The sequence below is a fragment of the Cryobacterium sp. HLT2-28 genome, from assembly GCF_004402495.1.
Classification (GTDB): domain Bacteria; phylum Actinomycetota; class Actinomycetes; order Actinomycetales; family Microbacteriaceae; genus Cryobacterium; species Cryobacterium mannosilyticum.
In genome coordinates this window covers 20,935-33,499 of record NZ_SOFH01000030.1, presented here as the reverse complement: position 1 = coordinate 33,499, position 12,565 = coordinate 20,935, and the positions used below count along the sequence as shown (strand labels likewise).

General features: G+C 70.6%; 11 protein-coding genes. 5 read left to right on the top strand and 6 right to left on the bottom strand.

The window, feature by feature from the left end:
- Positions 1–316: 316 nt before the first annotated feature.
- Positions 317–1,171 carry an RDD family protein gene (locus tag E3O48_RS16465; protein ID WP_134540640.1) on the bottom strand — a complete coding sequence of 285 codons (855 nt, stop codon included), beginning with the start codon at positions 1,169–1,171 and terminating at the stop codon, positions 317–319.
- A gap of 17 nt (positions 1,172–1,188) precedes the next feature.
- Here E3O48_RS16465 and E3O48_RS16460 point away from each other — a divergent pair, with 17 nt between their 5' ends.
- Positions 1,189–2,184, top strand: coding sequence for a stage II sporulation protein M (locus E3O48_RS16460; protein ID WP_134540637.1), 996 nt, complete (start codon positions 1,189–1,191; stop codon positions 2,182–2,184).
- A gap of 75 nt (positions 2,185–2,259) precedes the next feature.
- Here the strand turns inward: E3O48_RS16460 and E3O48_RS16455 are convergent, their stop codons facing one another.
- The 5 genes from E3O48_RS16455 to E3O48_RS16435 are packed head-to-tail and all read right to left on the bottom strand — an operon-like array spanning position 2,260 to position 7,621.
- Positions 2,260–3,567: a DUF58 domain-containing protein gene (locus tag E3O48_RS16455; RefSeq protein WP_134540634.1), complete on the bottom strand. Its 1,308-nt coding sequence runs from the start codon at positions 3,565–3,567 to the stop codon at positions 2,260–2,262.
- Between the two features lies 1 nt (position 3,568).
- Positions 3,569–4,540, bottom strand: a complete 972-nt coding sequence (locus E3O48_RS16450; protein ID WP_134510730.1) for a MoxR family ATPase — start codon at positions 4,538–4,540, stop codon at positions 3,569–3,571.
- The gene (locus E3O48_RS16445) at positions 4,537–5,793 is read right to left on the bottom strand and encodes a DUF4350 domain-containing protein (protein ID WP_134540631.1); all 1,257 of its coding nucleotides are present in this window, start codon (positions 5,791–5,793) and stop codon (positions 4,537–4,539) included. The genes E3O48_RS16450 and E3O48_RS16445 overlap by 4 nt, the downstream gene beginning before the upstream one ends.
- A complete protein-coding gene (locus E3O48_RS16440; RefSeq protein ID WP_134540628.1) occupies positions 5,790–6,470 on the bottom strand; it encodes a DUF4129 domain-containing protein in 681 nt (226 codons plus the stop codon). The genes E3O48_RS16445 and E3O48_RS16440 overlap by 4 nt, the downstream gene beginning before the upstream one ends.
- The gene (locus E3O48_RS16435; RefSeq protein WP_166788737.1) at positions 6,467–7,621 is read right to left on the bottom strand and encodes a glycerophosphoryl diester phosphodiesterase membrane domain-containing protein; all 1,155 of its coding nucleotides are present in this window, start codon (positions 7,619–7,621) and stop codon (positions 6,467–6,469) included. The genes E3O48_RS16440 and E3O48_RS16435 overlap by 4 nt, the downstream gene beginning before the upstream one ends.
- A gap of 135 nt (positions 7,622–7,756) precedes the next feature.
- Between E3O48_RS16435 and mtrA the strand changes: the two genes are divergently transcribed.
- The 4 genes from mtrA (at position 7,757) to E3O48_RS16415 (ending at position 12,565) form a co-directional block, all read left to right on the top strand.
- A complete protein-coding gene (mtrA, locus tag E3O48_RS16430) occupies positions 7,757–8,437 on the top strand; it encodes an MtrAB system response regulator MtrA (protein ID WP_134510726.1) in 681 nt (226 codons plus the stop codon).
- A gap of 5 nt (positions 8,438–8,442) precedes the next feature.
- On the top strand, positions 8,443–10,107 hold the full coding sequence (gene mtrB, locus E3O48_RS16425; protein WP_241982590.1) for an MtrAB system histidine kinase MtrB: 1,665 nt from the start codon (positions 8,443–8,445) through the stop codon (positions 10,105–10,107).
- Positions 10,100–11,782, top strand: coding sequence for an LpqB family beta-propeller domain-containing protein (locus tag E3O48_RS16420; protein ID WP_134540622.1), 1,683 nt, complete (start codon positions 10,100–10,102; stop codon positions 11,780–11,782). The genes mtrB and E3O48_RS16420 overlap by 8 nt, the downstream gene beginning before the upstream one ends.
- Before the next feature lie 87 nt (positions 11,783–11,869).
- Positions 11,870–12,565, top strand: coding sequence for a ComF family protein (locus tag E3O48_RS16415; protein WP_134540619.1), 696 nt, complete (start codon positions 11,870–11,872; stop codon positions 12,563–12,565).

Genomic DNA, 12,565 nt, shown 5'->3' with positions numbered 1-12,565 from the left:
GGGGGACCCTGTGGGAGAGTAGGACACCGCCGGACTTAACTTAGCAACAAGTGAAATGGCCACCCAATGGGTGGCCATTTTGCGTTAAGCCTTACGCTGATCAAGAAAGGCCACCCCACCAGGGTGGCCTTCCTTGCGTTAACCTGCCGACGCGCCCCAACCCCGCGATCAGGCCCGGCCAGCACCCGACCCCGCCGGGCGATGCTCGCGGCGCAGGTTCGGCAAGCCGGCGCACCCAGGAACATGCGCCCCGAGGCGCACCCTGCGCCACGAGCGCCCAGACGCAAGCGGGGGCCACGGCTGCGGCTTCCGCGGGCTACCGGTTCGGGAAGCCGTGCGGGAGGTTCTCGAGCGCGGGCCGCAGACGCTCCAGGCGGCTGCGCTCCAGCAGCAGTGCCGCGTATTCGCGGTCGCGGCGCACCGCGGCGACCCCGAGCAGGAACACCTCCGACGGCACCGCCGGGAGCGGCGACACGAACGCGGAAGCCTCATCGGCCAGGCCGGAGGCGAGCCGCGTCCGCGAGTCCGGGGTCAGCCGGGACGCCTGCCGCAGGAACTGCGCGATTCTTCGGGAGAGCTGGTCGGGGAGCCGCACGATGTCGACGATCTGCGACCATTCCTCGAGCTCGAGCGGAAGGCCCCGCACCGGGGCGGCGTCCGCCGGGACGCGTTCGTGCTGGCTGTAGGTGCCGGCGAGCAGGTCGCCCAGCCGCTTGGACCTGCCGTTGAGCAGAGCTGTCATCGCGGCGAGCCCGCCGAAGGTGAAGTACAACTCCATCACGCCGACGAGGGCGCGGATGAACGCGTGGCGCAGCTGGATCGCTCCGCCGTCGTCCCGCACGATCCGGGCGCCGATCGCCAGCTTGCCCAGGCTGCGGCCTCCCATGAGCGTTTCCACGGTCATCGGGACGATGAGGATGGAGAACACCAGTCCCGAGATGCTCAGGGCCCTGGCCAGTGCCACGTCGATCGAATCGCCCACCAGCCAGATGACCGCCAATGCCATCACCAGGAACAGGAGAAGGTAGGCGAGCCAATCGATGATCGTGCCCGCGGCACGCAGGATGACGCTGGCCGGGCGCACATCGAGCGCCACGGCTTCGCCGGTCACGAGTTCGAACTCGTTGCGAGGATACTCGCCGTGATCGGCCACATTCCCGTGCTCCGCCATGTCTACTATTAGAGCAGATGGACCTCGACGCGTATTCAGCGGCGCACCGCGCCGAATGGGACCGGCTGGCCGAACTCGGCTCCCAGCGCCGGCTCTCCGGCGCGCAGTCCGACGAGCTGATCGCGCGCTACCAGGCGGGGGCCACCGAGCTCTCGTTCATCAAGACCACCGCCGGCTCCACCCTTGTCGGAGACCGGCTGTCCGTGGCACTGTCCCGAGCCCGTCTGCGGTTCACCGGTGCGAGCGCGAACGTGCTGTCCCAGGTGCCTCGCTTCTTCGTGCTCCAGCTGCCGGCGGCCCTGTACCGCCTGCGCTGGCTCACCCTCGCTGTCGCGGTTGTCACGGCCGTCGTCGCGGCCCTCTACGCCGTCTGGGCGACGGGTAATCCGCAGGTCCTCGCGAATTTCGGCTCCGATGCGCAGTTGCAGAAGATGGCGAACGAGGACTTCGTGAACTACTACTCCGAGAATCCGGCGGCGTCCTTCGCCGGGCAGGTCTGGACCAACAACGCCTGGATCGCCGCGCAGTGCATCGCGTTCGGGATCCTCGGGGTCTACGTGCCCTACATCGTGCTCCAGAACGCGCAGAACATCGGCGTTGCCGCCGGCGTCATGTTCGCCTACGGCAAGGGCGACGTCTTCCTCCTCTACATCGCGCCGCACGGCCTGCTCGAGCTGACTGCCATCTTCGTGGCCGCGGCCGGCGGGCTCCGGATCTTTTGGGCGTGGATAGCCCCAGGCGGGCGCACCCGGGCACAGGCGCTGGCCGAAGACGCCCGAGCCCTGTCGACGGTCGCCATCGGGCTCGTGCTGGTGCTCTTCGTCTCCGGCATCATCGAAGGCTTCGTCACCCCGGCACCGTGGCCGTGGCCCGTCAAGATCGGTATCGGGGCCGTCGCGCTCCTCGGATTCCTCGCCTACATGCTCGTGCTCGGCGGCCGGGCCGCGCGCGCCGGCGAGACGGGCGACCTGGCCGAGTTCGAGGCAGGGGCCACGCGCATCTACGCGGCCTGAACGGGCCGGCGGCGCGCTCAGCCACAGCAGACCGGCGGCGGACAGCAGGCCAGCGGCGGAGAGCAGACCAGCGGATCAGAGCAGCCCGGCGGCCTTGAGCGCGATGTAACGATCCGCGAGGGCCGGCGGCAGGTCCGCGGGGGCAGCGGTGACGACATCCGCGCCCTGCTGACGGATGGCGGCGGACACCCGGGCGACGTCGAGCATGGCCCGTTCGGCGGCCGCCGCGCGGTAGACCTCTTCCCGGTTGCCCCGCCGGCGGCTGGCCAGCAGGGTGGTCGGGTCGGCGACGGACGCCACCACGACCGTGTGCCGGCGGGTCAGCTGCGGCAGCATCGACAGCAGCGCCGTGGAGGCACCGGCCGCGTCGATCGAGGTGACGAGAACGACGAGCGCCCGCTGGCTGGTCACGGCGCGAATTTGGCCGGGCACGGCGGACCAGTCCATCTCGATCAGTTCGGGCTCGATCACCGCCATGGCGTCGACCATCCGGGACAGGAGCTCGGTGCCCTGGGCGCCCTGCACACTGCCGCGCACCCGGCGGTCGTACGCGATGAAGTCGACGTGGTCGCCGGCCCGGGACGCGAGTGCGGCGAGCAGGAGCGACGCCTCGAAGGCGGTGTCGAGTCGCGGTTCGTCGTCGATGCGGGCGGCGGAGGTGCGCCCGCTGTCGACCAGGATGACGACGCGCCGGTCGCGTTCCGGTCGCCACGTGCGCACCATGACATCGCTGTGCCGGGCGGTGGCTCTCCAGTCGATGGAGCGGACGTCATCACCCCGCACGTATTCGCGCAGGGAATCGAACTCCGTGCCCTGCCCGCGCACCAGAAGGCTGGTGCGGCCGTCCAGTTCCTTGAGCCGCGTGATCCGGGAGGGCAGGTGTTTGCGGGCGTTGAACGGGGGCAGCACCCTCACCCGCCCGGGGCATTCGAGGGTCGCCTGTCTGGCCCACAGGCCGAGCGGGCCGTTCGATCGCACCGTCACCTGGTTCACCCGGCGCTCTCCGCGGCGGGACGGCGCCAGCCGCAGGGAGACGAGGCGTCGTTCTCCCGGCGGGATGAGCACGGGGGTGCGGTTGTTGCCGGCGCCGGCCGACGGCTGCCAGCCGTCCCGGACGATCGCCCGCAGGCGCCTCGTCCCGGTGTTGGTCAGGTAGAGGTCGCTCATGACAGTCTCGCCCAGGCGCACCCTGGCCGGCAGGCTGCGCACGAGCGACAGGGTCCTCGGCGACCCGGCCAGTGCGAGGTCGAGCGTGCCCGCGCCGAGCACGACCAGCAGCCACAGGCCGAGCACCAGGGCGGCGGTGCCCGGGGTGCGCCCGAGCGCGACGATCGGCACGACGCCCAGGGCGACGAGCGCGACGAAACGACCGGTGACGGTCACGTTAGATCGGAACCTGGACCTGCGCCATGACCGCGCGCAGGATCGCGTCCACCGCGACGCCCTCCAGCTCGGCCTCCGGCCGCAACTGGATCCGGTGCCGCCAGCACGGCAGTACCATCGCCTGGATGTGGTCGGGGGTGATCGAGTCATAACCGCTCAGCCAGGCCCAGGCCTTGGCCGAGGCGAGCAGGGCGGTGGCGCCCCGGGGGCTCACACCCAGCTTCACCGAGGGGCTGCGCCTGGTCGCCCGGGCCAGGTCGACGATGTACGCGAGCACATCCGGGCTGGAACCGACGGATGCGACGGCCGCCTGCGCCGCGTGCAGCTCCTCCGCGCCGAGCACGGCGGTGACCCCGGCGCCGGCCAGGTCGCGGGGGTTGAAACCGTCGGCGTGCCGGCGGAGCACCTCGTACTCCGCGTCGCGTTCCGGGATGTCGAGCACGAGCTTGAGCAGGAACCGGTCGAGTTGCGCCTCCGGCAGCGTGTACGTTCCCTCGTACTCGATCGGGTTCATCGTGGCGGCGACGATGAACGGATCCGGCAGGGCCAGGGACACGCCGTCGACGCTGACCTGGCGCTCCTCCATCGCCTCGAGCAGTGAGGACTGCGTCTTCGGCGGCGTGCGGTTGATTTCGTCGGCCAGCAGGATGTTCGTGAAGACCGGTCCCTTGCGGAACTCGAACTCGCCGACCTTGGCGTCGTAGACGAGGGAACCGGTCACGTCCCCGGGCATGAGGTCGGGCGTGAACTGCACCCGCTTGGTCTCCAGGCTCAGGGCGTGGCTGAGGGAGCGCACCAGCAGCGTCTTCGCGACGCCCGGCACCCCCTCCAGCAGCACGTGTCCACGCGCCAGCAGGGCGATGATCAGTCCCGTCACCGCGCCGTCCTGGCCGACGACCGCCTTGCCCACCTCGGTGCGCACCTGGACGAGGGAGTCTCTGAGGGTGTCGACGGCAGCGGTGTGGGTGCTCATAGGTCCATTCTTCCGGGTGGCGGTGAGGTGGTCGCGCGAGCCGTGGCTCGCTCGAGATCCTGGATCTGGTCTGAGAGGGCGATGAGGTCGCGGTCGCCTGCCGGCACGGCGTCGACGAGCGTGGCCCGCACGTCGCCGGGTGCCCGGCCCGTGGCCGCCGCCACGGCGAGGATCACCTCGTCGAGGCCGGCCAGCCGGGAGAGGCCGACCTTTCCGGCCAGGCGCTGGAGCGCTCCGACCCGCAGGGCGTCGACGGCTCGCAGCCGGGCACCGCTGCGTGCGTAGAGCCGGGCCCGGCCCTCCACGGTTTCACTGGCTCGCACGGTGACGGGGAGGTTCTCCGCGACGAGCGGGCCGAATCGCCGTCCGCGCCAGACCATGGCGGCCAGGGCGACGACCACGAGCAGGACCAGTGTCGGGGTGACCCAGCCCGGCGTCAGCTCTCCGAGCGACGGAGGCCCGGTGCGGGCCACGTCCGCGAGTGTCGGCAGGTACCAGATCAGGTCGCCGCTTGACCCGAGCAGGTTGAGGGCGAGCGCGGCGTTTCCGTTGCGGGTGATCGTGTCATTGCTGAACACGGCGGTGTCGGCCACGAGGGTGATCGTGCGGCCCTGGTCGCGGCGGGCGACCAGGGCGAAGGCGCCCCGGCCCGTCGGGAAGCACCCGGTCAGCCCGGACGCGTCCGCGGCGATCGTGAGGGTCTTCCCGCCGGGGGAGAGCCGGCCGGCCTTGACCGCCGACGGGATGTCGCAGCCCGCCGCCCGGGAGGCGGAGGCGGCCAGTCCGCCGAAACCGACTCCGGGGGCGAGCGCCTGCAGGGTGCCGAAGTCCGGGTCGACGACGACGGTGCGGGAGACCAGTCCGGCCATCCTTGTGACCCGGTCGCGGGTCAGGTAGCCGTCGGCATCGAAGTAGAACAGGGTGGGGTCCGTCGATCGGGCCGCGGCGGCCGTCGCTTCCTCGAGGGTGCCGGCCAGGGTCACGTCAACCCCCTGGTTCCTGAGCACCTCGACAAGGGCCCTGGCGCCGGCCTGGGCGGCGTTGTCCGCGGCCAGGGGAGGTCCGCCCGACGCGCTGCCACCGGCGACGGCGGTCGCGATGATCGCGACCAGCAGGGCGCCGGCGCCCGCGGCCACCCAGAAGCCGGACCGGCGGAGTGCCGCGCGCAGGGTCGGCGTCGACGACACCGCGTCGGGCGCGACCGGCGCCGGGGTCATCGCAGGCGCGGTGGCGGCATTCGTCGCCGGGGTCATGGCAGGACCGCAGGGGCAGGATCTTCCCGTCGCACCGGGACGGCCCCGCGGAGGTCGCTTTCGAGGGCGGCCAGGGCGAGGAAACCTTCCTCGGTGCCGACCTGCCCGAGGTAACGGAGGCCGTCGAACACGTCAGCGGCCGCGGCCAGGCGCACCCTGTCCCCGGGGAAGGCCTCGGCGGCCCGTTCGGCGAAGTAATGGGCCGTCGTGCCCGGCGTCGTCATCAGGATGGTGCGCTCGAACAGGCCGCGAGCGAGCGCCCGGAACATCTCCATCCCGGCCAGGGTCCAGTCCCGGTGCGAGGCGGCCGCCAGGGCCGCTGTGCGCAGGTCGGCGGCCGAGCGGCGGTCGTTGACTCCGAAGAGGTCGGCGGCCAGGCTGCTCCGCCGGTTCAGTCGGGGAAGGCCGAAGATGATCAACAGCGCAGCGAGCACCAGGGCGACGACGATGATCACGATCAACGGAACCCAGCCGGCGACGCCCTGGCCGGACGGTGCGACCAGGGAGCCGAACCAGTCGAGGACCGCCTGGGAAAGCCGGTCGAACCAGGTCGGCCGGGCCGCCTGATACGGCGCTTTCGCCAGCTCCTCCCGGAGCCAGCGGCGGGCTTCGGGCGCGTCGGGGTCGACCGGGATGCCGGCCAGCACCGTCGTTCCGTGCCCCCACCCGCCGATCATGCCCCTGGGGCCTCCCTGCCGGCGCCGACCAGGTACGGGTCCGTTCCGCCGCTGCCCGGCGCGGACTCGACGAACCTGGCGAGTTCGAGGTCGAGGCCTTCCTTGCGCATCCGCAGGTCGATGTAGATCAACGCGACGGTCGCGGACTGCACGACGGTTGCGACCGCGCCGAGCACCAGGCTGACGAACAGCACCAGAACGTACAGGATGACCGAGGGAAGGTAGGTGTCGAAGCCGGCATTGGGATCGACGAGCGAGGTGGCAACCGAGAACAGGATGGACACGGGAGTGACGACGACCTGGCTGACGACGTTGATGATCACGGCGACGAGGAGCTGCACCCCGAGGGTGCGCCAGAAGTACCCGCGGGTGAGAGACCAGGACCGCTGAACCGACTTCCGGAGGCCGAGCCGCTCCAGCACGATCAGGCACGGCACGAGGGACAGCTTGGTGCCCAGCCAGGCGGCGCCCGCGATGAACAGCAGGACGCCGAAGATGCCCAGGACGACTGCGAGGCCGACCCACGCCCCGCCGAGCGTCACGAACAGCACGACGGCCCCGGTCACCAGGCCGAGGGCGAGCACGGCGACGGCGCTGAGCAGGACGGTCCACAACGCCAACGGCCAGAGCCTGCGGCCGACCAGACGCCAGAGCTGGGCGAGTCGGAGCTTCTCGCCGAGAGTGGCCCGGGCGACTTCCAGGACGATGACGCCCTGGAGCAGGGCGCCGGCGACAAGCGAGAGCGCAATCGGGACCAGCGCGGACAGGGCGATGCCGACCCAGGCTCCGGCCTGCACCGCGTCACGTTCGGCGAGCGGCGCACTGTCCACCCGGCTGAGCGCGAAAAACGTGACCGAGCCGACGACGACGAGTGTGGCCAGTGTGACCACGGCCTGGATGAGCAGGGCGCTCCCGAAGGTGGCCTTCGGGTTCCGGCGGAGCACCTGGTACGGGGCCCAGAGCAGGGTGCCGAAGCCCAGTGGGCGCAGGGGGATCAGCCCGGGTCGTGGGGGTGGAGTCCAGCCGGACGGCACGTTCCAGCCGGGCTGGGGACCGCCGCCGGGCGGCGCGAGCGGCGGGACCTGCTCGCCATAGCGCGGTCCATTCTGCCCGTCATTCGTCGGGGACTGCCAGTTCTGCGGGTCCGTCACGAGACCAATGCTGGCACACCTCGGCACGGTAACCGGTTTGTTCGGGAATCACACCGAACACTCGACTACTCTGGACCCAGAGATTGCACTACTCACCGGGGGGAATTCCAAGGTGACTGAGCTGAAAACGGACGTATGAACGCACGCATTCTGGTCGTCGATGACGACACCGCGCTGGCAGAGATGATCGGCATCGTGTTGAACGGCGAAGGCTTCGAGCCATTCTTCTGCGCCGATGGCGCGCTGGCGCTGGAAGCGTTCCGCGCGACCAAACCTGACCTCATCCTGCTCGACCTCATGCTGCCCGGCCTCGACGGCATCGAGGTGTGCAGTCTCATCCGTGCCGAGTCCGGAACGCCGATCATCATGCTGACGGCGAGAACGGACACCACCGACGTCGTGAAGGGCCTCGAATCCGGAGCGGACGACTACATGGTCAAACCGTTCAACCCCAAGGAACTGGTCGCGCGGATCAGGACCCGCCTGCGTCCCGCTTCGAACGACGCCCCGGCCAACCTGCAGATCGGAGACCTCGTCGTGGATGCCGCCGGGCATGAGGTGCGGCGCGGCGAACGCCAGATCAACCTCACCCCGCTCGAGTTCGATCTCCTCCTCGCACTCGCGTCGAAGCCGCAACAGGTTTTCACCCGGGAGATGCTGCTCGAACAGGTCTGGGGCTATCACTACAAGGCCGACACCCGGCTCGTCAATGTGCATGTGCAGCGCCTGCGCGCGAAGGTCGAGGACGATCCGGACAACCCGCGCATCGTGATGACCGTTCGCGGAGTCGGCTACCGGGCCGGCTCGGCCGGCTAGTTCTCGTGGCCGTCCGCACCGGATTCGCCCGCATCGACTGGCGGGATTGGCGGGATTGGCGGTCCTGGCCGGCCGCGGTCGCCCGGCTGTGGCGGTCCTCCCTTCAATTCCGCACGGTGACGATCACCGTGGCGTTGTCCGGTTTCGCGATCGCCCTCGTCGGCGTCTATGTGTCGGTCAGCGTCGGCAACGACCTGTTCCAGTCCCGGCTGGGCCAGGTCGAACTGGACTCGAACCGGGCAACGTCGGCCGCCCAGGGTATCCTGGACGCCTCCGACGCCTCGGACAGAGTGCAGGTGCAGAGCCTGCTCGGCTCCGCCCGCAGTTCCATCTCGGCGGCATCGTCGAGTCGGCTCATCGCGGTCTTCCGGGTGCCGGGCCAGGATCCATCAACGGCGGCGCCGCAGGACTTCTCGACCTTCGGAGAGTCGACGTCGGTCATTTCGGACGAGCTCCGCGGTTCGGTGCAGGGTGAGCCGGGAAGGCAGTTCTGGCAGTCCGTGACCCTCGCGACCGACGACGGCGGTGAGGTGCCCGGGATCGTCGTCGGCTCCCAGCTCACCGTCCCGGTCGCCGGACGCTACGAGCTGTACATCGGATACAACCTCGGCGAGGCGGAGGCCACCCTGTTCTTCGTGCAGCGCACGCTCCTGTTCGCCGGCCTCATCCTGATCCTGCTGATCGGAGCCGTGACCTGGATCGTGGTGCGGTTTGTGGTCACGCCGATCCGGGTCGCCGCGGAGACGAGCCAGCGGCTGGCTTCCGGCGACCTGGGGGTGCGCATCCCGGAGAAGGGCGCCGACGTCATCGCCACCCTGGCGAAATCGTTCAACGGGATGGCGGACAGCCTGCAGAGTCAGATCCGGGAGCTCGCAGACCTGTCCGAGGTGCAACAGCGCTTCGTCTCAGACGTGTCGCACGAGTTGCGCACCCCGCTCACCACCATTCGGCTGGCCGGGGACCTGCTCTACGACCAGCGTGCCACGTTCCCGCCGGCGACGGGGCGCACCGCCGAGCTGCTGCACACCCAGGTCGAACGTTTCGAACTGTTGCTCAGCGACCTCCTCGAGATCAGCAAGTACGACGCCGGGTCCGTGGACCTGGAGACGGAGCCGACGAACCTGGTCCACCTGGCCGAGGATGCGATCGACGGCCTCCGCTCCCTGGGCGACTCGAAGGGATCACGACTGACGCTCGTGGCGCCCGGCGGTCACCTGGACGCGGAAGTCGACCCGCGTCGCATCCGCCGGATCATGCACAACCTGATCGGCAACGCGATCGAGCATGGGGAAGGCAAACCCATCGTCGTCTCGGTCGACAGCAACGCGACCGCCGTGGCCCTGTCGGTCAGGGACTACGGCCTGGGCATGAGCCAGGCCGACATCGGCCACGTCTTCGACCGGTTCTGGCGGGCCGACCCCTCCCGCAAACGCACCATCGGCGGCACCGGCCTCGGACTCTCGATCGCGCTCGAGGATGCCGCGGTGCACGGCGGCTGGCTGCAGGTCTGGTCGAGCCCCGGCAAGGGCTCCTGCTTCCGGCTGACCCTGCCGCGCACGGCGCACGGCACCTTGACCGCCTCGCCGAGCCCTCTGCCGCCGGAGGACGCCGGGATTGACACCCTGGACACGGCCGCGGCCCGCATCGTCACGGGAGGGCACCATGCGTAGACGGTTCGGGACCCTGGCCGCGATGCTCGCGCTCGCGCTGTGCCTGGCCGGGTGCTCCGGCATCCCGAGGGACGGCAGCGTCAGGCCAGGGCAGGCGGCGGGGCCCGGGGACACCCCCGCCCCGGTCTTCCTGCCGTCCAGGCCGCAGAAGGACGCCAGCCAGGAGGGCATCCTTCGCGGCTTCATCGACGCGGCGACCAGCCCGGAGAACGACTACGAGATCGCCCGGGAATTCCTGGCTCCGAGCTACAGCGGGTCCTGGAGCCCGGAAACCGGGGTGACCGTCGACGACGGCGGAGGCCGGACCATCGTGGCCGCCGACGAACGCACGATGGTCTTCTCGGTCAACCCGGTCGCCGAGGTCGACGGGATCGGCGAGTACCACGAGGTCGAATCCTCGGCGCCGGTTCCGCTGCGCTACCAGTTCGTGCAGGTCGGCGGCCAGTGGCGGATCAGCGCGGCTCCCAATGGCACGGTGATCGACGAGACCACCTTCCGGGACGTGTTCAGCGCACAGGCGCTCTACTTCTTCGACCCCGACTTCACCTACCTGGTGCCAGACCTGCGCTGGTTCCCGCGTGGCGCGGCCACCCTGACCAAGATCGTCAACGGGATGCTCGCCGGTCCCAGCCCGTGGCTGGCCGGGTCGGTGGTGACCGCATTCCCCGGCGGGACCAAGCTCACCGCCGACGCGGTGCAGGTCGTCGCCCGGGATGCCAAGGTCGACCTGAACAGCGAAGCCCTGAACGCAGACCGGGTCACGTTGCAGCGGATGCGTGCCCAGCTGAGCAACAGCCTCCCCGCAGGGTTGACCGTGACCATCACGATCAACCAGAACTCCCAGGACATCGGCGATCTGGGTGCGAATGCGCCGGTGCTGAACCCCCGGGTGGATGCCAGGGCGCTGGTGCTGCGGAACGGCGAGTTCGGCTTCCTCGCGGCGACGGGGAAGACGACTACGCCGATCCCCGGGCTCTCCGACCGCATCGTCGCCCTCAATCCGAGCGCCGTGACGCTCTCGCCCGGGCAGACCGTCGCGGCCGCGCTGACCGGCTCCGGCGTCTACGGGGTGCGGGTGGGGGACGACCCGAAGCTGCTCGATCCGCGGCAGGGCCTGATCTCGCCGGCGGTCGACAACCACGGCTATGTCTGGTCGGTGCCGGCCGGGCGCCCCGGGGAACTCTTCGTATACAGCCCCGCCGGGGACGCGACCGCGGTGCCGACGCCATGGCCTGAAGCCTCCGCGATCCAGTCCCTCCGGGTTTCACGCGACGGAACCAGGCTGATCGCGCTGCTGAGGGCGGGCACGGACACCCGTTTCGTCGTCGTGTCGATCAAGCGGGAGAAGAACCTGCCGGTGGCCCTCGGCGACGAGGTGCAGCTGGCCGCCGAGGTGGGGGAGCCGGTCGACGCGACCTGGATCGATGAACTCACCGTGGCGTACCTGACCGTGGTTCCCGGCGGTGCCGAGCGGATCGTCGCCCAGCAGATCGGCGGCGTCAGTTCGATCCTCGAATCCGCTCCGGACAGCGTCGCCATCGTCGGCAGCAACAGCCTGCGCGACCTGCGCGCACTCTCCTCGACCGGCGGCCTGCTGGTGCAGCGCGGAGTCGGCTGGCAGCAGCGCATCGACGCGGTCACGCTCCTGGCCACCCAGCAGGGAATCGGCGGCTAGCCCTCCCCGGCGCAGGCCCGGGGCGGTTCTCCACCGGACCGGTGCGCCGGGTCCCGCACCGCGGCCGCCCGGACGCAGGATGATCCGATGAGGCGGTCGTACGGCGTCGGGGAGGCCCTGCTCGACGCGTGGGCGGTCGTCCTGCCGATCGACTGCAGTGGGTGCGGCCGACCGGACCGGGCGCTCTGCCCGGCCTGCCGTGCGGCGCTGCGGCCCGCCGTGCACTGCACCGAACGGCGCGGTGTGCCGGTGTGGTCCGCACTCGACTACACGGGCGTGGCCCGGCAGGTGATCGCCGCCTACAAGGACGGCGGGCGCACGGATGCCGTGGGCGTGCTCTCCGCGTCCCTCCGCTCCGCCGTCGTCGCCGCGCTCGCCGCGGTGCCGGAAGCCGCGGGGAGCGGCGGGCCCGGCATCCACCTGGTCACGGTGCCGTCGTCGCGGCGGGCCTGGCGGCAGCGGGGCTTCCACCCGGTTGATCTGCTGCTCGGCCGGGGTGGGCTGGCGCCGACGCGGGTGCCGCGCGCGGTCCGCGAGACGTCGGACCAGGTCGGCCTCGACAGCACGGAACGCGGCGCGAACCGAGAAGGCTCCCTGGTCGCCGGCCGACGCCTGGACGGATTCCGCGCCCTGGTCGTCGATGACATCCTCACCACCGGGGCGACGGTGCTCGAGGCCCGTCGAGCCATACTCGAGGCTGGTGGCGAGGTGGTCGGAGTGGCCACTCTGGCGGAAACACGGCGTCGCCACGCGGTCACCGATCGTTCATCGGAAACTCGTTGA